Consider the following 21,940-nt stretch of genomic DNA (forward strand, 5'->3'; position numbering starts at 1 on the left):
TGTTACTAGGATTTTTTTATTTAATGGAGGAGATATGAAGTTTGAAGATTTAATAAAAGAAAACAAAGAAAAATTTACCCAAACAGACCTTGCTATAATAGACTTTATTATAAATAATAAAGATAAAAAATTAGATTTATCCATAAATGAGCTAGCAAAAAAATGCCTTACATCAAGAACAAGTATATTAAGATTTAGCAAAAAATTGGGTTTTGATGGTTATAGCGAATTTAAATATTTTATAAATAAAAAAGAAGCAGTAGAAAAGGTAGAAAAAACCTACCAAGAAGACGAAAAACTTGACTACTTATTTGAAAAAATTTAAAATTCAAACAATATATTTATATACGGAAATGGAGAATACGAAGATATAATAAAAAATTCCATAAAATCCTATTTCAAAGACCTTGGACAACTTTCAGAAATTTTTCAAGGAAGAGATGAGATAACAACCTTCAATAAAAGTTCCCTGAAAAATTCAACTATTTTTGTAATAGATCTTTCAAATGATCCAGATGGTTTGGAATTATTAAGTCAAATATCAAATGTAAATATCAAAAAGATTTTAATAACAGATAGCTTTTCCAAAGATTTTTTGGGAGAATACACAATCCACATAAAAAGACTTGAAAAAGATAAGCTAAATTTAATATCAGAAAATTTAATAGAAATAGAAAAATTTTTTATAAAATATGAAAAGTATAGGATAAAAAATGAAAATAAATGATTTAATAAAAGAAAATTACAAGTTACTAGATAAAAACGACATAAATTTATATTCCTACATAATCCAAGAAAAAACAGATTTTGTAGAAAAAAATCTCAAAGAATTTTCAAAAAAATCAAAATTTAGTGAGTCAGCTATAGTAAGTTTTGCAAAGAAAATTGGCCTTGAAGGATACTCAGAACTAAAATATCTAGTAAAATGGGAGAGAGAAAAAATAGTAGATTTTGATGAAAAAGAAATAGACTATACCTACAACGATATTACTTTATCAATGAACATGATAAAAGCCTTAAATTTAGATGATTTATTTAAAAATTTAGAAAAATCACGTAGGGTTTATGTAATTTATACAGGATATATCCAAAAAAATCTTGCAGAAGAGCTAAAAAGAAATTTTCTTAATATAGGTTTGATAGCTTATACACTAGATATAAAAAAAGATCTAGAATTATTAAATAAAAATATAGAAAAAAATGATATAGTTTTCGCCCTATCATTTTCGGGAGAAAATAAAAGTTTAATAGACTTCATTAAAAAAATAAAAAAAGAAATTATCCTAGTATCAATTACAAAACTTTCCAACAATAAACTTTCTCAAATGTCAAATTATAATTTAGCTTTTCAATCACATGAAGTATATAGGTATGAAGAAAACACATCAATAAGACCAGTAAGTCAATATTACGTGATAATAGATTTTCTTGTTTTAAAATTTTTAAATTACAGGTCAAAAAATAAAAAGAAAAACAGATAAAAGCCTTTAAATTACTTGACATATATATACTAAGAGTGTAAAATTAATAAGGATTGGCGTAAAGCCAATTTTTAAGATGATTAAAATTTAGAAAAGAAGGAGGTGCATTATGCCTACAATTAATCAACTTGTTAGAAAAGGTAGAAAAACTACTAAGGAAAAATCAGATACACCAGCTTTAGGTTATAACTTCAATACACTTAAAAGAAGACAAACAAAATCTCAATCACCACAAAAACGTGGAGTTTGTACTTCAGTAAGAACAGTTACACCTAAAAAGCCTAACTCAGCTTTGAGAAAAATTGCCAGAGTAAGACTTACTAATGGTGCAGAAGTTCTTTCTTATATACCAGGAATCGGACACAATCTTCAAGAACACTCTGTTGTATTAATAAGAGGAGGAAGAGTAAAAGACCTTCCAGGTGTTAGATACCATATTATAAGAGGTACTCTTGATACAGCAGGAGTAGAAGGAAGAAAACAAGGTAGATCTAAATACGGAGCTAAAAAAGAAAATTAGTAGTATTTAGATGTAGTGCATAATGTACTAATTTATATAAAGTATATGTGCACACGAACGGCTTTAAGGTCGTTTTTAAGGCCTTATGGTCGAGTACTAAAGATATTACTAAATTGGTAAAGGAGGGAAGCAAAGTGTCAAGAAAAGGACATATACCAAAAAGAGAGGTAATGCCTGATGCTAAGTATAACGATAGAGTTGTAACAAAACTTATCAACAACGTTATGCTAGATGGTAAAAAAGGTGTTGCTACAAGAATAGTTTATGATGCTTTCGATATAGTTGGAGAAATTTCTGGAAATGATCCATTAGAAGTATTCTACCAAGCTTTAGAAAATATTATGCCAACACTTGAAGTTAAAGCAAGAAGAATCGGTGGAGCTAACTACCAAGTACCTATGGAAGTTAGACCAGAAAGAAGACAAACTTTAGGTTTAAGATGGTTAGTAAATTTCTCAAGAGCACGTGGTGAAAAAACTATGGTAGAAAGATTATCTAAAGAAATTTTAGACGCATCAAATAATGCTGGTGCCAGCGTTAAACGTAAAGAAGAAATGCACAGAGCTGCTGAAGCTAACAAAGCTTTCGCACACTATAGATATTAGGGGGATCAATGTCAAGAGATGTCTCATTAAAAGAAACCAGAAATATTGGTATCATGGCACATATCGATGCTGGTAAAACAACAGTTACAGAAAGAATGTTGTATTATACCGGTAAGATTTATAAAATAGGTGATACCCATGATGGTACAGCAGTTATGGATTCCATGGACCAAGAAAAAGAACGTGGAATCACAATCGGTTCTGCTGCTACAACATGTTACTGGGATGGTCACAGAATTAACATCATAGATACACCGGGCCACGTAGACTTTACAGTAGAAGTTGAAAGATCTCTAAGAGTTCTTGATGGTGCGGTAGCACTTTTTGATGCTAAAAGTGGTGTAGAACCACAATCTGAAACAGTTTGGAGACAAGCTGACAAATATGACATTCCAAGATTTTGTTTTATAAATAAAATGGATGCTACAGGTGCAGATTTTTATATGGCTGTAGATACCATAAAAGAAAAATTAAAAGCAAATGCAGTACCTATAGAAATTCCTATAGGAGCTGAGCAAGAATTTGAAGGTGTAGTTGACCTAGTAACAATGGAATCTGTAACATACAAAACAGAAGACTTAGGAGCTCACCCAATAAAAGGCGAAATTCCAGAAAATTTAAAAGAAAAAGCTGAAGAATTTAGAGCAAATCTTCTAGAAGAATTATCAGAAATTGACGACACAATCATGATGAAATATCTTGAAGGTGAAGAAGTTACTGTAGAAGAGATGAAAAATGCAATAAGAAAGGGAACAATTGATAAGAAAATTTTCCCATGTCTTTGCGGATCAGCTTATAAAAACAAGGGTGTACAAGCACTTCTTGATGCAATAGTTGATTACATGCCAAGTCCACTTGATGTACCAGATATTCAAGGAACAGATCCAAAAGATGACGAAAAAATTCTTGAAAGACACCCTGGAGATAAAGAACCTCTATCAGCTTTAGCCTTTAAAGTAGTAACTGACCCATATGTAGGTAAGTTAATATATGCAAGAATCTATTCAGGAGTTATCGAATCAGGTTCATATATCTACAACGCTACAAAAGGCAAAAGAGAAAGAGTTGGAAGAATTCTACAAATGCACTCAAACAAACAAGAGGAAATCGAAACAGGTTACTGTGGAGATATTGTAGCTCTTCTAGGACTTAAAAACACAACAACAGGAGATTCACTCTGCGTTCAAGATGATCCAATCATCCTTGAAAACATGGAATTCCCAGACCCAGTTATCTCTGTAGCTATTGAACCAAAAACAAGAGCTTCACAAGATAAAATGGCTATAGGACTTCAAAAACTTGCAGAAGAAGATCCAACATTTGTTACAAAAACAGATGAAGAAACAGGACAAACAATAATTTCAGGAATGGGAGAATTACACCTTGAAATTATCGTTGATAGATTGCTTCGTGAATTTAAAGTAGAAGCTAATATAGGTAATCCACAAGTAGCTTACAGAGAATCTATAACACAACCTGCGGAAGCACAAGGTAAGTTTGTAAGACAATCCGGTGGTTCTGGTCAATATGGTGATGTTGTTCTAAGAATTATGCCAGGCGAAGAAGGAGCAGGAATTACATTTGAATCCAAAATCGTTGGAGGAGCTATTCCAAAAGAATACATCAAACCAGTTGAAGAAGGTGTTAGAGAAGCAGCTACCCAAGGTATACTTGGTGGATATCCAATGGTTGATATGCACGTTGAAGTATTCGATGGTTCTTACCACGAAGTAGACTCATCAGAAGTTGCCTTCCACGTAGCAGGATCTATGGCTCTTAAAAATGCAGTAGCAAAAGCTAAACCAGTTTTACTTGAGCCAATGGAAAAAGTAGAAATTACTACTCCAGATGAATATCTAGGAGATGTAATGGGAGATGTTTCATCAAGAAGAGGAAAAATTGATGGAATGAACCCAAAAGATGGAATTCACGTATTAGATGCTTTCATTCCACTTTCAGAAATGTTTGGATATGCAACAGATCTAAGAAGTAAAACTCAAGGTAGAGCAACATATGCAATGCAATTTGATCATTATGCTCAAGTACCTGAAAGTGTAAAAGAAGAAGTTTTAAACAAGAATTAGGAGGATAAAATGAGTAAAGAAACATTTGAAAGAAGTAAACCACATATTAATATTGGTACAATTGGACACGTAGACCACGGTAAAACAACAACAACAGCAGCAATCACCCAAGCATTAAACAAAAAATATGGAACAGGTGAATACGTAGACTACGAACACATCGATAAAGCACCAGAAGAAAGAGAACGTGGAATCACAATTAACACATCAGTAGTAGAATACGAAACAGAAAACAGACACTACGCACACATAGATGCCCCAGGCCACGCTGACTACGTTAAAAACATGATCACAGGAGCAGCACAAATGGACGGAGCAATCCTAGTAGTATCAGCTGCAGACGGTCCAATGCCACAAACAAGAGAACACATCCTATTAGCAAGACAAGTAGGAGTACCAAAAATCGCAGTATTCCTAAACAAAGAAGACCAAGTAGATGATCCAGAATTAATCGAATTAGTAGAAATGGAAGTAAGAGATCTACTATCAGAATACGACTTCGACGGAGACGATGCACCAGTAATAGTAGGATCTGCATTAAAATCATTACAAGAAGGCGGAGAAGGCGAATGGTCAGACAAAATATTAGCTCTAATGGATGCAGTAGACGAATACTTCGACATCCCAGAAAGAGATAACGACCAACCATTCCTAATGCCAGTAGAAGACGTAATGACAATCTCAGGAAGAGGAACAGTAGCAACAGGAAGAGTAGAAAGAGGAACCCTAAAACTAGGATCAACAGTAGAAATCGTAGGATTAACAGACAAAACAAGAGAAGTAGTAGTAACAGGAATCGAAATGTTCCACAAATCACTAGACGTAACAGAATCAGGAGATAACTGTGCATTACTACTAAGAGGAGTACAAAGAAACGAAATCCAAAGAGGACAAGTAATAGCAGCACCAGGCTCAGTACACCCACACACAGAATTCGAAGGACAAGTATACGTACTAACAAAAGAAGAAGGAGGAAGACACACCCCATTCTTCTCAGGCTATAGACCACAATTCTTCTTCAGAACAACAGACGTAACAGGAGATATCCAACTAGAAGAAGGAACAGAAATGGTAATGCCAGGAGACAACGCAACATTCAAAATCAAATTACAAAAACCAATCGCTCTTGAAGAAGGATTAAGATTCGCAGTAAGAGAAGGTGGAAGAACAGTTGCTTCAGGAGTTGTTTCTAAAGTAATAGCTTAATTAGCTTAGAATTTGAAATAAAATAAATATTTAAAAGACGGGGCAATCCCGTCTTTTTTTAAAATTATATTTTAAAATATCTCAAATTTTAATTCGAGGAAAGAAATGAAAGAAAAATTAAGTAAATTTAAAGAAATTTTTAAAAGCATTTTTTTTATATCTGTCTTAATTCTTGTAATTATACAATTTAGAAAAATATCAAAAGAAATAAAAGTTGAAGATGTAAAATATATTTTTTCAAATTTATCGATTATTACTTTACTTCTAATGGGAATTTATGGAATTTTTGCAAATATTCCTGCATCTTTGTATGATTTTATTTTTAATGATGAGATTGGAAATGATTATGATAAAAAATACATAGGTGAAACTGGCTTTTGTATTAATAACTTTAATGATGTCTTGGGACTTGGTGGATTTATTTCAATTGGTCTTAGGTCAGCTTTTTATGGCAAGGGTCATGAGCCTACAAAACTTGTGAAAAAAATTATTGAACTTTTGGTATTTTTACCTTGTGGTCTATCATTTTTTTCTATTATTTCTTTAATTTCTATAAGTTTTAACTCAAATCCTAATTTGGAAAAGTATGTAGTTTTGCTTATAGGGGCAAGTTTGTATCTTCCTGTAGTAATTGGTCTATCTTTTTTTGGAAAAATCAAATTTTCTAAAAAAAATCAAATGAAATTATTTTTTATCTCAATTGCTGAATGGTTCGGAGTAATGAGTACTTTTGTAGTAATAGGAATCTTGATGGGTGTAAAGTTTGATATTTTTACTTTATCTACTCTTGTAGTTGTAGCTAATATTGTTGGATATATTTCTATGATTCCTGGTGCTATTGGATCTTTTGATCTTATCATTTTGTTTGCTTTGAAAAGTCAAGGAATTGATCAAGAATTGGCACTTACTTGGATACTTCTTTATAGGATGTTTTATTATATTGTGCCATTTTGCCTTGCCTTTGTATTTTTTACAAAGAACTTTTCAAATGCTTTTGAGTTTAAGGAATTGGATTTTGTTAAAAGACTTGTAAAAAACATTCTTCTTGTCACAGATACATTTTTGATGTATATTTTTGGGCTTTTTATGATTTTGGCAGCGACTTTACCTGATAAGGCCTATGGAGGAGGAATTTTAACTAAGTTAAATCCTATAAGAGCTTCGGCAATTTATCAATTTCCATCTTTGCTTTTTGGCTTTATTTTTATAATTATGGCAAGGGCTTATATTTCTAGGCAAAAAAAATCCTTTGTTTTAAATAATATAATAATGATTCTTGTTTTTTTGTATGCTTTCTTTACAGGCTACAGTCTATCAACATTAATTTATATTATTTTTATGTTTGTGATTAATCTTTTTACAAAAGATGAACTTTGTACCAAACAATTTATTTATGCAAGTGAGGACAGGTTTGTTGATTTATTTTTGGCAAATTTCATGCTTATAGTTTATGTTTGGAAGATTTTAAAGCATGGATCTATTATTGATGTAAATATAAGTGAAGCTGACGATTTTATTTTGATTCCTTTTGAATATAGTTTTATTTCTATAATTGTTACTATCTCTATAATTTATTTTATTTCTTATCTTTTGGTTAGATTTTTGCAAGGGAAAAAGATAAAAGTTGGAGAGAAATATGATTATGATAGGTATATAAATTTATTGAAAAATCAAGGTGGATCAAAGGAAGCTTTTTTATCATTTTTGGATGACAAGGATCTTTATTGGTTAAACAAGGATTCTAAGGACTTGGCATGCCTTCAAATTAGGACTGTAGCAGATAAGGTCATTGTTATGGGAGATCCTATTGGTAATGAAGAATATTTTAATGAACTTTTGGATGAATTTATAAATGAAGCGGATAATTTGGGTTATAATATTGTTTTTTACGAAATAAACAAGGACATAACCATGAAAGTTCACGAATATGGTTTTAATTTTATGAAATTTGGTGAAAGTGCCAATGTTGATCTTGAAGAGTTTAATCTTGAGGGTAAGAAAAAGAAAAATCTTAGAAAAACTATAAATAAAATTTCTAGAGATGGGTATACTTTTGAGGTTTTGAAGGGACCTTTTGATGGAAAAACTATAAAAAGACTCCAAGAAATTTCAAATTCTTGGCTTGGTGATAGCAAGGAAAAAGGATTTTCTTTGGGATTTTTTGATAGGGATTATTTGAATATTGGTGATATTGCTCTTGTTAAAGATCCTAATGGAAAAATAATAGCCTTTGCCAATCTTTGTCCAATTTATTATAAAAATTGGGCGACAATTGATCTTATGCGCTATGAAGAAAATGTTGATGGCTTGATGGATTATTTGTTTATAAATATTTTTTCATACCTAAAAGAAAACAATATTAAATATTTTGACTTGGGCATGGCTCCTCTTTCCAATGTTGGAGTGATGAGGCATTCATTTTTGCAAGAAAGAATGGTTTATACGATTTTTAAATTGGGTGATCACTATTATTCTTTTGAAGGACTTAAGGCTTACAAAGATAAGTACGCAAGTTTTTGGGAAGAGAGATATCTTTCTTATTCTAAAGGAGCATCTTTGATATTTTCAGCTCTTAGTTTATTTTATGCCATAAATAAAAAGGTAAAATAAATTTTACAATTGCCCCCAAAATTTAGGGTAATATTAATAATAGGCTAAAGTTTTAGAAAAATAGGAGGCTATATGAATAAGGCTAAGGAATTTAAGGACAAATTAAGGGAGATTTGTGATAAAAATCAAATAAAAACTCTATTTAAGGATAAAAAAACTTCTGTAGATATTTTGATTGATTTTAAGTCAGGAAATTACACAGGAATTAGGTTATCTAAGGATATTGATGGAGAAAATATTGAAATTGATAGCAAATATTCTTGGATAATAAATAAGGATAGGCCATCTGAGTGGGTTGAGCTTGATTCTAAAGTTAAAAATGCCTTGGATTATTATGCCATTTCTCATTTTGATTATGATGATATCGACGAGGATGATTTCAAAGATTTAAATAAAAATTTGGAGAAAAATCTTGTAAAAGAATATCAAGAAAAGTGCAAAAATGCCCTAGCTTTGGTTGCTGAACAGATGCAAGAAATCAAAGAGAAAGATTATGAGAGAAGTTTGATTAAAAATTTTGTAAATAAATTTGATCAAATAAGAAAAAAAGATTATTATACCTTAAAATACAAGGATAATTCTGTTAATATTAAAATCAATACAAAAAAAGAAAGTATAAAAATTAAAAATAATTATTCTTACGATAAAAAATTAAAAATAAAAGAATTGGTCAAAGATTTTGATATAGGAAAAGTGGAATCTTTTCTTGACGAAAAAAGAAAAAGAGAAGAGTATAATAATAAAATGATGGCAATAGAAGATTCTTATGAAAGGTCTTCTGTCCATACAAGTGTCGAATCCTTACCAGATGACAAAAAGGATATTGATAATGATAGAAATGAAAGAGAAGATAAAAAATAAAGGGAGATGTAAATGGAAAATCCAATAGTTACATTTGAAATGGAAGATGGAAAAGTTTTTAAAGCTGAATTATATCCAGAAATTGCCCCAAACACTGTAAGCAATTTTATTTATTTAATAAAAAATAATTTTTATGATGGGCTAATTTTTCATAGGATTATAAAAGATTTTATGATTCAAGGAGGAGATCCACAAGGAAGTGGAATGGGAGGACCTGGATATTCAATCAAAGGAGAATTTTCATCAAATGGTTTTGAAAATAATTTAGCTCATGATAAGGGAGTTTTATCTATGGCAAGATCATTTATGCCAGATTCTGCCAGAAGTCAATTTTTTATAATGCACAAAAAAAGTCCACATCTTGATGGAGATTATGCAGGATTTGGAAAAATAATTGAAGGTATGGATGAAATTGACAAAATTGCAAATGTAAAAACAGATTATAATGATAGGCCTTTTGAAGATGTAAAAATTAAAAAAGTTACAGTCGACACAAAGGGAATTGACTATCCAGAAGTTGAAAAATTATAAAGTTAAGGCAGATTTTTATCTGTCTTTTTTTATTTTTTTATTAGGGTATAATTGTGACGTATTTTGAAATAAATTTATAGGAGGATTTATGACTTTTAATGACATTATGGCGGCCTTGGGAGTGGTAATTAACGGAATTCCTCAAGCTTTGTTGGCTCTTTCTGTAGGATTTTCTGCCTTTCCTACTTCACTTGGTTTTGCTGTTGGAGTAGTTGCATGCGTGCTTTTACAATCACCAATACCAATTTCCATGCAAGCTGAAACGATTGCTCTTGCAGGATCTTATGGGGATGATATCAGGGAGAGATTATCCGTTGTATTTTGGGCAGGAATTATTATGTCCATTCTTGGTATTACAGGAAGCCTAAATTTTATTGTAGATTTGGCAGGAGTTTATGTATTAAATGGAATGATGGCAGGAGTTGGACTTATCCTTTCAAAAATTGCAATTGATGGTCTAAAACTTAAAACTAGGATGGTAAGCTTGATTTCTATAATTTCAGCACTTATAACTTATTTTCTTTCAGGAAGAAATCTTGTTTATACTATTATAATTTCTGTTGTAATTTCATCTATTTATGCAAATATTATGAAAATGGAAATTGGAAAAGATATCAAAAAAGAAGAGAGAAAACTTTCAGTTAAAAAACCTATTTTAAATAAAAAGGTAATCAGAGGGTCTTTATCTCTTGCTTGTCTTACAATCGGTGCAAATATTGCCTTTGGAAATATTACTGCATCTCTTGGAGATGGAAATTTGACTGCAAATATTGACCATTTGACAATTTATTCAGGTCTTGCAGATTCTGTTTCTTCACTTTTTGGGGGAGCTCCAGTTGAAGCTATAATTTCTGCAACAGGGGCAAGTGATAATCCAGTAAATTCTGGAGTTTTGATGATGGCAATTCTTGGTGTGATTATGTTTATGGGCTTTTTGCCAAAACTTGGAAAATATGTTCCAGGAGAATCAATACACGGATTTTTATTTGTACTTGGAGCTCTTGTAACTGTTCCAACAAATGCTAATCTTGCTTTTGCAGCCGGTGGTGATACAATATTAGTTGCAGGTATAGCTATGGCAACAACTGCAGCAAGCGATCCTTTTATTGGACTTGTTGCTGGAGTAATTCTTAAATTTATAATTTTATAGGAGATTTTATGGATTATTACAAATTAAAAGTATGTGGACTAGAAAGAAATTTACCAATTATACAAATATCAGATAATTTGAAAATTGCATCATTTGTTTTGTTGGGTGATGCTGAACTTGCTGAAAAAGCAGGTTTAGAACTTAGTAAAAAAGTTGATGCAGACATAATTCTTACAGCAGAAGCAAAAGGAATTTCCCTTGCTCATGAAATTGCAAAAAATGTAGGAGAAAAATCATTTGTAGTAGCAAGAAAATCTGAAAAAGCCTATATGAATGACCCAATAGATGTAGAAGTAAATTCAATTACAACAAAAAATACCCAAAAATTATTTTTGGACTTTAAAGATGTAGAAAAAATAAAAGGAAAAAAGATAGCCCTAGTAGATGATGTAATATCAACAGGAGAATCTATGAATGCCCTAGAAATTTTGGTAGAAAAAGCAGGCGGAAAAGTTGTACAAAGACTTGCCATTCTTGCAGAAGGAGATGCAGCTGATAGGGATGATATAATATTTTTAGAAAAATTACCAATTTTTGAAATTTAAATATTAAAAACAAAAAACTTCCAAAAATGGAAGTCAGACTGTTGACAAACTAAAAATTTGCCCATTTCGACCGAGTGTAACGAGCGGAGAAATCTCATGAGATCTCTCTCCATGCGTTCGTTTCACTCACACTAAAACATTTTTGCTTCGCAAATTTCTTCGTGCGTTCGCACTTAGTTTTAGGGATAAATGTGCAAAATCAATGCACATTTATCTAGTCGAGATGGGTTATAGCTTAATTTTATTTTTGAATTATTAATGAATTATTTAAACTGACTTTGTCTACGCTCTGACTTCCAAAAATGGAAGTTTTTTTAGTTGCAAATAAAAAGCACTTATTGTAAAAATAAGTGCTCGATTAATATTTTTGTTCCTAGTAAAATTATTCCTCCAACAAGCTCAGAAATTTGTTTACTTCTCATTCCTAATTTATTTCCTATTTTAAAGGCTATTGATGAGAGAAGAAAGGTTGTAAATCCTATTATTAAACTTGAAGAAAATATATTTACATCTAAAAACGCAAATGAAACTCCAACTGCCATGGCATCAATGCTGGTTGCAATTCCTAGAGAAAATAAAGATTTTAAACTTAAGCCGTGGCTTATTTCACAGCTTGCATCCCTTGATTCTCTTATCATTTGAAAACCAATTATAAATAATAAAATAAAGGCAACCCAATGATCAATTGCTTTTATTGAATTTGCAAAACTTGATGCCAAAAAATATCCAAGTATAGGCATAAGACCTTGGAAAATTCCAAAACAAAGACCTATGCTAAGGGTATCTTTTATGCTAGTTTTTTTTATTTGAAGCCCTTGGCAAATGCTTGCTGCAAAAGCATCCATGCTAAGGCCAATTGCTAGAATTAAAATTGAAAAAAGACTCATTATTACTCCTTTTTTACGAAAAGTTACCAACTAAAAAATTATACTTGATATTTTTATATAAGCAAATAGAAGGCCTTAGCCTTCGCAGTCTGTTGACAAGCTGAAATTTTTCAATTTCGACCGTATGCAACGGGCGGAGAAATCTCATGAGATCTCTCCATGCGTTCGTTTCACTCACTTAGTCGAGATGGGTTAGAGCTTAATTTAATTCTAAATTACTCATAATTTTTTTATTAGACTTTGTCTACAATCTGAGAAGGCCTTAGCCTTCTATTTCTATTATTTTTTGAATTATAGGTTGATCTTTTAAATCATCGTATCTGTTTGAATCTATACTTATATCTGGATTTGTTTTTTCTATTTCATTTATATAACCTGATTCAGTAAGACCAATTTCTTTTGGAAATCTTAAAACATAACCTGAATTTGGCAAATCAATTTGCAAAGGATCTGTTCCGATTCCTCCGCCGTTACTTTGACTTCCTACAAGTGTTGCAAGTTTTGTTTCCTTGCAAAAACTTGCAAGCATTTCAGCTGAAGAATAGACTGTAGAATCAATAAGTAAATAAATATTTCCCTTAAACTTTATTGAGTCTTCACTTGGATTTATTTGCATTGGATAGGTTGTGTAATAGTCAAATTTTGAAAGAATTTCCTTGGTATCATTTGAAAAATCACTGGAATTTAAAAATTCACTCACACCTTCCTTGTATTTTTCTTGACTTATAACTCTTTTATTTAATTCACCATTTTTAATAAATGAATAGTAGTTTGTTGAATATGGCTTATCAATTATTAGGGGTAGAAGAAAATCTTGCCAATACCTAGAATCTCCACCTGAATTTCCTCTTATATCAATAACCAAGGACTTTTTGTTTTTTGTTTTTTTAAGATAAGATTTTAAGATTTTTTGATCTTTTGTGGAATAATCATAATTTGTCATAGAATTTATTTTTAAATACCCTATTTTTTTATTTATATCCTTGCTTTCTATGTTTTCTGTTTTAAATTCATTTGAAGGATTTTTTGATTTTCCTATTATATTATTTTTTTCGTTAGCCTTTGGACCATTTTCGTATTGGTTAAATTTCAAATAGTCATTAATTTTTTTATTATTAAGACCATATCTTCTTCTTACATTTTCTTTTTCATATACATGGCTTAAATAATGGCGCCAGTCATTTTCTGGCATTTTATAATAAGTTATATACATTTCAACTGCTTGATTTTGGTCAATTATTTGGGTGTGATCGTTGTTAAGTTCATACAAAATTTTATTCATTCTCAAAGCAAAGTCCACATCATTTTTTGAATCACCAATATATTTTTTGAAAGATTCTTTTTTGCCTAGCCAATCAATGCCATTTATTTTCTTATTTATATCAAAATAAGGGTAGTAAGTTTCCAAAATATTGTAGGCGTATTCAAAATCCTCTAAATATTCATCCTTTGTTAAGTCTCTCATTTCTTTTTCTTCAAGGCTTGGAAGATCAATTTTATCAGCATTTTTTGGGCTAGTAAAATTCAAAAAAGCTAGAATTAGTAAAATTGAAATAATAGCAAAGGGAAAAAGTCTTCTTTTTTTCATCTAATTATCCTTTCCTTTTTAATTATAACAAATAAAATCTTTTAATTTACACTTTTCTTATAGAAATTAGGAAGGGAGGGTTGTTAATTTGATTGAAAAACTCATATTTTATAAGTTGAAATTTTTTCTGGTCCAAATTTTTTAGAAAATCACCAACATATAAAGCCTCGTTTTTGCCAGCTTCATGGCCTGGATAAAAAGTTATTAGGATTAGGCCATTTTTATTTAACAAACTTAAAGCCGATTCCAGTGACTTAATTACAGACTTATAATTTGTTGTAATTGACTTATTTCCTCTTGGCAAAAATCCCAAATTATAGATAAAAAGATCGATTTTTTCTTCTATATATTTTTCAATATTTTTATGATCATCAAGGATAAATTTAAAATTTTCCCTTTGACCTATAAGTTTTTGACATCTTTCTTGTGAAAGTTTTTGTATATCAAAGGCATACAAGATTTTTGGATTTTTCTTATCTAAAATAAATTTTGAATCATTTCCGTTTCCAGCCGTCATATCACAGGCTCTTATATTATTTTTCACCCTATTTTCTATCAAATAATGGGAAAGTTTTACCGGATTATTTATAATTTCATCAGTATATATCATGATTTCTTATATCCTTACCGTCAATATCCTTAAAAAAGTTAGGGTCTGCCTCTTCTTTTTTTATTTTCATGCCCATCCTGTGCATTTCATTTAATTTAAAAATCATAAGATTTACATTTACATCATACATAGAGGCCAGCTGATTATAGGTGTAGCCTTCTTTTATATCATCTATAAGCTCTTTTTCATCCAAAAGAAGGTGGGCTGCAAAAATATTTGCACACAATTCCATCTCACTATTTATATCAAAAAGCTCATATTCAATTAGATTTTCATTTTTAGCCATGTCCTTGTGATAAATATGATGTCCCAATTCATGGGCAAAAACCATATTTTGAATTCTTTTATCTACAAAGGGATTGTAAAAAACAAAAGAATTTCTTTTTATAATTTTGTACATGCCCAAAAGTTTTGTGTTCTCTTTAAAAGCGATTATATTTACACCACTTTGAATTAAAATTTCTTTTGGATTTCTGCTATCATATTTTTTTATTAATTTTTTTACATCATCAAAAATTTGATCGTATAAAAAAGACATAATTCACCTAATTTTTGTGAGGATTGTATTTTTTATTTTTACTTTTTGCTATATAGTAGGCTTCTTGAATGGAATCAAGGATTGCTTTTTTATCCTCTTCATCTATTTCTCCACCTGCCATAAGTCCAATTACTCCCTCAACCATTTCCTTTGCATCCTTTGCTCCCTTGTAGCCGTATTTTTCCCTGGCATCAAGAATAAAATTATCCTCATCAGTTACAAGATAATCGTGGCTTGTGTCCAAAACTTCTGCAAGTTTATCATAAACTTTTCTATATCTAGGTTTTGATTCTCCTGTTTCATATCTTGAAATAGTTTTTAAAGAAACCCCAACAAGTTTTGCAAGCTCTTCTTGGGTTAAATTTTTATTTTCACGAAGTTGTCTTAACTTAGGTCCAAAACTCATACTCTCTCCTTAATAGACACTCAAAGTCTTTTGAAGTCATTAAAAGTCTTGACAAAAGACATTAAGCGTCTTAAAATTTAATCAAGTCATTTAATGTCATAATTATACAATATTAGTCATTTAAGTTCAAGGAGGAAAAAGTGATTAGAACAATTCTTCATTCAGATATGAATTCTTGTTATGCATCAATCGAGGCGAAATTAAATCCAAAATTAAAAAATAAGGCCATGGCAGTTGCAGGAGATCCAAAAAATAGGCATGGGATAATTCTTGCAAAAAGTCAAGAAGCAAAAATAATGGGAGTTAAAACGGGAGAGGCAATTTGGCAGGCAAAAATTAAATGTCCAAATTTAATTTTAGTTTCTCCTCACTATGAAAAATATTTAGAATTTTCAAGAAAAGCTAGAAAAATTTATTACTCTTACACAAACAGGGTTGAGCCCTTTGGACTTGATGAATGTCGGCTTGATGTAAGCGAAAGTTTAAAACTTTTTGGAAACGGAGAAGAAATTGCTGGTCAAATAAGAGAAAGAATGAAAAAAGAATTGGGAATAACTGTAAGCGTTGGAGTTTCCTTTAATAAAGTTTTTGCAAAACTTGGTTCAGATCTAAAAAAGCCCGATGCCACAAGCGTTATAAAAAAAGAAAATTTCAAACAAATAGTTTGGCCCTTGGATATTTCTTCTATAATTGGGATAGGAAAGGCAACAAAGAAAAAATTAAATGGAATAGGAATTTATACTTTGGGAGATCTTGCAAATACAGATTCTGATGCAATAAGGGGAATTTTAGGAATAAATGGACTTTATTTATGGCAATATGCAAATGGTCTTGACGATAGGCCGGTAAAAGATTATTCCTATAAGGAAATTATAAAAACTATAGGAAATTCATCAACTCTTGTTGAAGATTTATATACAAATGAGGAAGTTTACAATATTTTTCAAATTTTGGCACTAAATGTTTCAAAAAGACTTAGGGAGGCAAATCTTTCTGCAATGGGAGTTAAGATTTTTATTAGGGATAATAATTTGTTTTCTTTTGAATTTCAAATGCCAATAAATAATCCGACCCAATCTTCAATAATTCTTTCTGAAAAAGCTATAAAACTTTTTAAAGAAAAATATAAGTGGAATTTTCCTATAAGAGCCTTGGGACTTAGGGCGATAAATTTGGTGGATGAAAAAATTCCAGCCCAAACATATATTTTTTCTGATTATAAAAAAATATTAAAGAAAGAAAAATTGGACAAGGTAATTTATGATATAAGAAAAAAATATGATAAAAATGCTATAACTTTTGCCTCTTTAAAAAATAATAAAAAATATCCAAAAGATAAAACTGAAATAGTAACACTACCAAATGGTAGGATTAGATGAAATAGGATTTAATATGGTTTAAATCCTACTTTTTTGTCCACTTAAGTGAGTTGAGCTAAATAAGGAGATTGAAGCTAAGATATGTAAAAATTATATGTATATTTTTGTAGAAAGACCACCGAAATATTCAATATCTCAGATTATGGGATATATAAAAAGTTCATTAATAATATTTGATAGATAGCAAATTTAAAATTAAAATACGGAAATAGATATTTTTGGTGTAGAGGATAATATGTAGATACAGTGGGAAGAAATAAAAAAATAATTATGGTCTAGTCAGAACAAATAGTTATAAATTTATCTAACGGGAAAAGCTTTTACCGGTTTATTTTTTTGGGTATATTTATAAAATTTTTTTATATTTTTTGATTTTTCACAAAGTCTAATACTCTAATTATTAACACTATAAGTTTGTACTTATGACATCGATTATAAATAAATAATTTTACTATTAAAAACGTTTTCTATATAATTATATTTGAAAATAGCTACTAATGTTTATTATAATTGTAGAGGATTCAAAATTATTAAGTGAATTTATGGAGGAAATTATGACTAAGTTTCGTAGAGAACATGATTCTGTTGGTGAAATGGATATATTAGAAAATGCTTATTATGGTGCAAATGCCAAAAGAGCAGAGGAAAATTTCCCAATAACAGGTCTTAAGGCTGATGATAAATTTTTAGATGCTATGGTTGAGGTTAAAAAGGCTGCAGCAATAGAAAATGAAAAATTAGCTTTAATTTCAAAAGAACAAAAAGATGCTATTATTTATGCTTGTGATAAAATTCTTGGTGGAGAATACAGAGAAAACTTTATTGTAGATCCTATTCAAGGTGGAGCTGGTACAAGCTACAACATGAATGCTAATGAAATTATTGCAAATATAGCAAATGAAAAACTTGGTGGAGGTCTTGGAGTTTATGATAAGGTTCATCCAAATGATGATGTAAATAAAGGACAATCTACAAATGATGTTATCCCAACAAGTGGAAAAATTGCTCTTGTTAGATATTTTATGGAACTTAAAGATGAATGTGGAAAACTTTTAGAATCTTTTGATAAAAAAGCAAAAGAATTTAAAGATGTTTACAAAATGGGTCGTACTCAACTTCAAGATGCTGTTCCAATTAGTTTAGGCCAAGAATTTAATGCTTATCATTCAGTAATAAAAAGAGATTATGAAAGACTAGAAAAAGCTATTGAAGCCTTATCAAGCGTAAACTTGGGTGGTACTGCTATAGGAACTGGACTTAATGCTGATGCTACATATGTAAATGAAATAGTTGATGTATTAAAAGAAGTTACAGGTCTTGATTTAAAACAAGCAGAAGATTTAGTTGATGGAACACAAAATTTGGACGGATTTTTATATGCATCATCAATTTTAAAAACTTTTGCTGTATCTCTTTCAAAAATTTCTAACGATTTAAGGCTTATGTCTTCAGGTCCACAAACAGGAATTGGTGATATTAATCTACCAGTTAGACAAGCAGGATCATCAATAATGCCAGGAAAAGTAAATCCAGTTATACCAGAAGTTGTAAGCCAAGTTGCCTTTGCAGTTTGTGGAAATGATACTACTGTAACAATGGCAGTTGAAGCTGGACAATTAGAACTTAATGCTTTTGAACCAGTTATATTTTACAAACTTTTTGAATCTCTAAGAGCTCTAAAAGGTGCAATTTATACATTAAAAGTTAATTGTATAGATGGAATCACAGCTAATAAAGACTTATTATTAGAAGAAGTTGAAAAATGTGTAGGACTTGTTACAGCCCTAGCTCCACATATCGGATATGAAAAATCAAGTGAGATTGCTCATGAGGCTCAAGATACAGGTAAAACTGTAAGAGAAATTGTTCTTGAAGAAAAATTATTAGGCGAAGCTGAACTTGATAAAATATTAGACTTCAAAAAAATGATTACACCTGGAATCTTAGAAGAGGATAAATTGGATGAAAAATAAATTTTAGGAGGATTTTATGACTGCAAATGAAAAAAAGAAAATGAGCCCAACCAAAAAGATATTATTATCAATGCTCATTGGTCTTGTAGTAGGTATAGGACTTCACTATATAGTTCCAGATGGATTTTTTAAAAAATCTGTTTTGATTGATGGTGTATTCTTCCTATTTGGACAAGGTTTTGTTAGATTATTACAAATGCTTGTAGTACCACTTGTATTTTTCTCAATTGGTACAGGCGTTATGCAAATGAGAGATGTTTCCCAATTTGGTAGAGTTGCTATAAGAACTTTGGTTTTATATTTAATAACAACAGCTCTTGCTATAGCTATAGCTTTGTTTATTGCAAAATTATTAAAACCAGGTGTAGGAATGAACCTTGCTGAGGCTACAAAATCAGCAGCTCCAGCAGCAGATGCCGAAGAGGCACCAACATTAATAGAAACTTTGGTAAATATAATTCCAAAAAATCCTATTGAATCACTAGCAAACGGAGATATGCTTCAAGTAATATTCTGGGCATTTTTATCTGGTATAGTTATAGGAAAATTTGGTCAAGAATTAAAATTATTAGAAGACTTTATGAATGTTGGAAATGATTTTATGATGAAAGTTACAGCCTTAGTAATGAAGGCTGCACCAATCGGTGTATTTGCATTAATTGCTAGAACATTTACAGATATAGGACTTGGAATAGTAGGACCACTTCTTACTTTCTTGGGATCAGTATTAGGTTCAATGGTTATTTTAATACTAGTAGCCTATATACCATTAATTTCTTTAACTTCAAAGAAAAGTCCAAGTCATTTCTTGAAAAAAGTATTTCCAGTTTATACCTTTGCTTTTTCATCAGCATCATCAAACGCAACAATTCCATTAACCCTATCATCATGTGATACACTCGGAATCCCAAGAGAAATTTCATCTTTTACAATTCCACTAGGTGCAACAATCAACATGAATGGTACAGCAATCTATCAAGGTTGTGCTGTAATATTTATAGCAAATGCTTATGGAATAGATTTAACATTTGGTAACTTGGTAACAGTTATTTTGACAGCGGTTTTATCATCAATTGGTACAGCAGGAGTTCCAGGAAGTGGAATGATAATGCTATCAATGGTTCTTTCATCAGTTGGACTTCCAGTAGAAGGCGTAAGCTTAATTATGAGTGTTGAAAGAATAGTTGACATGTTTAGAACAGCTCTAAACGTAACAGGTGACGTTGTTTCTACATTTGTTTCTGCAACAGCAGAAAAATTATTAGATCAAGAAAGATATCTTTCAGATGAAAAACCTGAAATGGAAGAAGTTAAATTCTAATTATGAAAAATTTCTTTGTGATTTTGGGAGGAATGGGGACTTTGGCAACAACAAATTTTTTAAACGATCTAAATGAAGCTTATAAGCCAAATTCAGATCAAGAAAATTTGAATTATATGGTTTTAAACCATGCCACAATCCCCGACAGAACCTCCTTTATATTAAAAAAATCAGACGAAAACCCTTTTGATTATTTAAAAGAGGATATAGAAAGTGTTGATAAACTAAATCCAGATTTTTATGTAATAACTTGTAACACTGCACATTTTTTCTATGACGATTTACAAAAACTCACAAAAAAACCGATTATAAACATGATTGAGCTTGTAGAAAATAAGTTAAATAATTTAAAAAAATCTTCAACAATAGGAATATTTGCAACTGAAGGAACAATAAAAAGTAAATTATTCAACAATATTATAGAAAAATGTGGTCACAAGGTTTTAGTATCATCAAAAAACACGCAAGAAAATATTAATGCTTGTCTTTATAGTGATGTAAAGGAAAAGGGAGAAATAAATTTCAAAAGATATCATAAAACTTTAGAATCTATGATGGATGAGGGAGCAGATTATATAATTATAGGCTGCACCGAGGCTTCATTTATAAATTCTAAAGATAAAGATAGCTCATTGTATCCTTTGATTGATAGTGAGAAGGAACTGGTTGATGAAAGTTTGAAATTGGCACTTAAACTTCAAAAAAACATAGAAATTTAGGAGAAGATATGTCAGAGATGGACTTGGAATATATTAGAGCCATACTAAAATATGGATCTATGACAGCTGCCTCAAAAAAAATCTATATTTCCCAATCCGCCCTAAGCCAACACATAATTAGGATTGAGAAAAAATTGGGAGTCGAAATATTTAATAGGGATTTTAAACCCATAAAACTTACAGAGGCAGGAGAAATTTATAAAAAGTCCCTTGAAGACATGGAAAAATTAAAAGAAGATACCCTTTTAAAAATTGAGGAAATAAATAAGCTAAAAATTGGAGAAATATCAGTTGGATCAACTGATTATCAAACTTATTTTTTCCTATCCAAAATTTTAAAAGATTTCCACAAGGATTATCCTGGTATAAAAATTAAATTAGTTGAAGCTAAAACTGATCAACTTAATGTTTTTGCCTTAAAAGGAATTTGTGATTTTTCTATAACCTATGAAACAAGTAGGTTTGATGATTTGGAAAGTATTAATTTATACAGGGAGGACGTATTTTTGGCCATGTCAAAAGAAAGTCCTTTAAAAAAATTACTTTCGGAAAAAGGAGATATAAAATCAATTGAGGCGAAAAATTTGATTGGGCAAAATATTATAAGAATGAAACAAGGACAAAATCTTATTTTGCAATATCAAGAACTTGATAAATTTACTGAGGATTCATTAAAAACTGTTCTTGAAACCGATTCTATATTTATTGCTGAAAAATGTGTGAGGGAAAATATGGGACTTGCTATCCTTCCTGAATCGATGCTTAAAGAAAAAAAGGATGATCTTATATATTTCAAACTAAAAGAAGGTTTATCATCAAGAACAACAATGATAAATTATTCAAAAAAACACAGGTTAAAAAGAATAACAAATATTTTTATTGATAGATTAAAAGAATACGCAAACGAAGAATTTTAGATCGAGGTA

Annotated in this window: 22 protein-coding genes and 1 pseudogene; 18 read left to right on the forward strand and 5 right to left on the reverse strand. The window is 30.4% G+C overall.

Annotation, left to right across the window (positions count from 1 at the left end):
* Positions 1-34 precede the first annotated feature (34 nt).
* The 12 genes from L6653_RS00375 (at position 35) to L6653_RS00430 (ending at position 11,593) form a co-directional block, all read left to right on the forward strand.
* Entirely contained in the window at positions 35-325 is a 291-nt protein-coding gene (locus L6653_RS00375) for a MurR/RpiR family transcriptional regulator (protein WP_236784838.1), read from the forward strand.
* A 195-nt stretch (positions 326-520) separates the two neighbouring features.
* Positions 521-727: a hypothetical protein gene (locus L6653_RS00380; protein ID WP_236784839.1), complete on the forward strand. Its 207-nt coding sequence runs from the start codon at positions 521-523 to the stop codon at positions 725-727.
* The gene (locus tag L6653_RS00385; protein WP_236784840.1) at positions 714-1,481 is read left to right on the forward strand and encodes a MurR/RpiR family transcriptional regulator; all 768 of its coding nucleotides are present in this window, start codon (positions 714-716) and stop codon (positions 1,479-1,481) included. Before L6653_RS00380 ends, L6653_RS00385 begins: the two co-directional genes overlap by 14 nt.
* A 109-nt stretch (positions 1,482-1,590) precedes the next feature.
* A complete protein-coding gene (gene rpsL, locus L6653_RS00390) occupies positions 1,591-2,001 on the forward strand; it encodes a 30S ribosomal protein S12 (RefSeq protein ID WP_049690614.1) in 411 nt (136 codons plus the stop codon).
* Positions 2,002-2,135: 134 nt separating this feature from the next.
* A complete protein-coding gene (gene rpsG, locus L6653_RS00395) occupies positions 2,136-2,606 on the forward strand; it encodes a 30S ribosomal protein S7 (RefSeq protein WP_236784841.1) in 471 nt (156 codons plus the stop codon).
* 8 nt (positions 2,607-2,614) lie between these two features.
* A complete protein-coding gene (gene fusA, locus L6653_RS00400) occupies positions 2,615-4,690 on the forward strand; it encodes an elongation factor G (protein ID WP_236784842.1) in 2,076 nt (691 codons plus the stop codon).
* A gap of 9 nt (positions 4,691-4,699) precedes the next feature.
* Positions 4,700-5,896, forward strand: a complete 1,197-nt coding sequence (tuf, locus tag L6653_RS00405) for an elongation factor Tu (RefSeq protein ID WP_236784843.1) — start codon at positions 4,700-4,702, stop codon at positions 5,894-5,896.
* Positions 5,897-6,001: 105 nt separating this feature from the next.
* Positions 6,002-8,506, forward strand: coding sequence for a bifunctional lysylphosphatidylglycerol flippase/synthetase MprF (gene mprF / locus L6653_RS00410; RefSeq protein ID WP_236784844.1), 2,505 nt, complete (start codon positions 6,002-6,004; stop codon positions 8,504-8,506).
* Positions 8,507-8,578: 72 nt separating this feature from the next.
* Complete coding sequence (locus L6653_RS00415; protein WP_236784845.1) at positions 8,579-9,367, forward strand: hypothetical protein; 789 nt, start codon at positions 8,579-8,581, stop codon at positions 9,365-9,367.
* 12 nt (positions 9,368-9,379) lie between these two features.
* Entirely contained in the window at positions 9,380-9,898 is a 519-nt protein-coding gene (locus L6653_RS00420; RefSeq protein ID WP_236784846.1) for a peptidylprolyl isomerase, read from the forward strand.
* An 88-nt stretch (positions 9,899-9,986) separates the two neighbouring features.
* Positions 9,987-11,048 (forward strand): NCS2 family permease, encoded by a 1,062-nt coding sequence (locus L6653_RS00425; protein WP_236784847.1) that lies wholly within the window; start codon positions 9,987-9,989, stop codon positions 11,046-11,048.
* 8 nt (positions 11,049-11,056) lie between these two features.
* Complete coding sequence (locus L6653_RS00430; protein ID WP_236784848.1) at positions 11,057-11,593, forward strand: phosphoribosyltransferase family protein; 537 nt, start codon at positions 11,057-11,059, stop codon at positions 11,591-11,593.
* Between the two features lie 335 nt (positions 11,594-11,928).
* On the opposite strand, the gene L6653_RS00435 is transcribed toward L6653_RS00430, so the two are convergent.
* The 5 genes from L6653_RS00435 to L6653_RS00455 form a co-directional block, all read right to left on the reverse strand.
* Entirely contained in the window at positions 11,929-12,480 is a 552-nt protein-coding gene (locus tag L6653_RS00435; protein WP_236784850.1) for a manganese efflux pump MntP, read from the reverse strand.
* A gap of 262 nt (positions 12,481-12,742) precedes the next feature.
* On the reverse strand, positions 12,743-14,068 hold the full coding sequence (locus L6653_RS00440; RefSeq protein WP_236784851.1) for a S41 family peptidase: 1,326 nt from the start codon (positions 14,066-14,068) through the stop codon (positions 12,743-12,745).
* Positions 14,069-14,114: 46 nt separating this feature from the next.
* Positions 14,115-14,678, reverse strand: a complete 564-nt coding sequence (gene mnmM, locus L6653_RS00445; RefSeq protein ID WP_236784853.1) for a tRNA 5-(aminomethyl)-2-thiouridylate-methyltransferase MnmM — start codon at positions 14,676-14,678, stop codon at positions 14,115-14,117.
* Entirely contained in the window at positions 14,665-15,216 is a 552-nt protein-coding gene (locus L6653_RS00450; protein WP_236784854.1) for an ImmA/IrrE family metallo-endopeptidase, read from the reverse strand. Before L6653_RS00450 ends, mnmM begins: the two co-directional genes overlap by 14 nt.
* A gap of 7 nt (positions 15,217-15,223) precedes the next feature.
* Positions 15,224-15,622, reverse strand: coding sequence for a helix-turn-helix domain-containing protein (locus L6653_RS00455; RefSeq protein ID WP_236784855.1), 399 nt, complete (start codon positions 15,620-15,622; stop codon positions 15,224-15,226).
* A 140-nt stretch (positions 15,623-15,762) separates the two neighbouring features.
* Here L6653_RS00455 and L6653_RS00460 point away from each other — a divergent pair, with 140 nt between their 5' ends.
* The 6 genes and pseudogenes from L6653_RS00460 (at position 15,763) to L6653_RS00485 (ending at position 21,931) form a co-directional block, all read left to right on the forward strand.
* The gene (locus tag L6653_RS00460; RefSeq protein ID WP_236784856.1) at positions 15,763-17,001 is read left to right on the forward strand and encodes a DNA polymerase Y family protein; all 1,239 of its coding nucleotides are present in this window, start codon (positions 15,763-15,765) and stop codon (positions 16,999-17,001) included.
* Between the two features lie 61 nt (positions 17,002-17,062).
* A pseudogene (locus tag L6653_RS08820) lies at positions 17,063-17,232 on the forward strand (transposase); the annotation flags it as partial.
* A gap of 323 nt (positions 17,233-17,555) precedes the next feature.
* Entirely contained in the window at positions 17,556-18,974 is a 1,419-nt protein-coding gene (locus L6653_RS00470) for an aspartate ammonia-lyase (RefSeq protein WP_236784857.1), read from the forward strand.
* Between the two features lie 16 nt (positions 18,975-18,990).
* Positions 18,991-20,295 carry a dicarboxylate/amino acid:cation symporter gene (locus L6653_RS00475; RefSeq protein ID WP_236784858.1) on the forward strand — a complete coding sequence of 435 codons (1,305 nt, stop codon included), beginning with the start codon at positions 18,991-18,993 and terminating at the stop codon, positions 20,293-20,295.
* Positions 20,296-20,297: 2 nt separating this feature from the next.
* Complete coding sequence (locus L6653_RS00480) at positions 20,298-21,014, forward strand: aspartate/glutamate racemase family protein (RefSeq protein ID WP_236784859.1); 717 nt, start codon at positions 20,298-20,300, stop codon at positions 21,012-21,014.
* Between the two features lie 8 nt (positions 21,015-21,022).
* Positions 21,023-21,931 carry a LysR family transcriptional regulator gene (locus L6653_RS00485; RefSeq protein ID WP_236784861.1) on the forward strand — a complete coding sequence of 303 codons (909 nt, stop codon included), beginning with the start codon at positions 21,023-21,025 and terminating at the stop codon, positions 21,929-21,931.
* The last annotated feature ends 9 nt before the right edge of the window (positions 21,932-21,940 follow it).

The sequence above is a fragment of the Anaerococcus ihuae genome, from assembly GCF_928368155.1.
Taxonomy (GTDB): Bacteria; Bacillota; Clostridia; order Tissierellales; family Peptoniphilaceae; genus Anaerococcus; species Anaerococcus ihuae.

Bases quoted from the DNA above. Each gene is read 5' to 3' on its own strand.
- L6653_RS00440 (WP_236784851.1), bottom strand. From the start codon at position 14,068: ATGAAAAAAAGAAGACTTTTTCCCTTTGCTATTATTTCAATTTTACTA.
- L6653_RS00450 (WP_236784854.1), bottom strand. From the start codon at position 15,216: ATGTCTTTTTTATACGATCAAATTTTTGATGATGTAAAAAAATTAATA.
- L6653_RS00415 (WP_236784845.1), top strand. From the start codon at position 8,579: ATGAATAAGGCTAAGGAATTTAAGGACAAATTAAGGGAGATTTGTGAT.
- L6653_RS00425 (WP_236784847.1), top strand. From the start codon at position 9,987: ATGACTTTTAATGACATTATGGCGGCCTTGGGAGTGGTAATTAACGGA.
- mprF (WP_236784844.1), top strand. From the start codon at position 6,002: ATGAAAGAAAAATTAAGTAAATTTAAAGAAATTTTTAAAAGCATTTTT.
- L6653_RS00475 (WP_236784858.1), top strand. From the start codon at position 18,991: ATGACTGCAAATGAAAAAAAGAAAATGAGCCCAACCAAAAAGATATTA.
- L6653_RS00375 (WP_236784838.1), top strand. From the start codon at position 35: ATGAAGTTTGAAGATTTAATAAAAGAAAACAAAGAAAAATTTACCCAA.
- mnmM (WP_236784853.1), bottom strand. From the start codon at position 14,678: ATGATATATACTGATGAAATTATAAATAATCCGGTAAAACTTTCCCAT.
- rpsL (WP_049690614.1), top strand. From the start codon at position 1,591: ATGCCTACAATTAATCAACTTGTTAGAAAAGGTAGAAAAACTACTAAG.
- L6653_RS00485 (WP_236784861.1), top strand. From the start codon at position 21,023: ATGTCAGAGATGGACTTGGAATATATTAGAGCCATACTAAAATATGGA.
- L6653_RS00455 (WP_236784855.1), bottom strand. From the start codon at position 15,622: ATGAGTTTTGGACCTAAGTTAAGACAACTTCGTGAAAATAAAAATTTA.
- tuf (WP_236784843.1), top strand. From the start codon at position 4,700: ATGAGTAAAGAAACATTTGAAAGAAGTAAACCACATATTAATATTGGT.
- L6653_RS00480 (WP_236784859.1), top strand. From the start codon at position 20,298: ATGAAAAATTTCTTTGTGATTTTGGGAGGAATGGGGACTTTGGCAACA.
- L6653_RS00470 (WP_236784857.1), top strand. From the start codon at position 17,556: ATGACTAAGTTTCGTAGAGAACATGATTCTGTTGGTGAAATGGATATA.
- L6653_RS00430 (WP_236784848.1), top strand. From the start codon at position 11,057: ATGGATTATTACAAATTAAAAGTATGTGGACTAGAAAGAAATTTACCA.
- fusA (WP_236784842.1), top strand. From the start codon at position 2,615: ATGTCAAGAGATGTCTCATTAAAAGAAACCAGAAATATTGGTATCATG.
- L6653_RS00435 (WP_236784850.1), bottom strand. From the start codon at position 12,480: ATGAGTCTTTTTTCAATTTTAATTCTAGCAATTGGCCTTAGCATGGAT.
- L6653_RS00385 (WP_236784840.1), top strand. From the start codon at position 714: ATGAAAATAAATGATTTAATAAAAGAAAATTACAAGTTACTAGATAAA.
- L6653_RS00420 (WP_236784846.1), top strand. From the start codon at position 9,380: ATGGAAAATCCAATAGTTACATTTGAAATGGAAGATGGAAAAGTTTTT.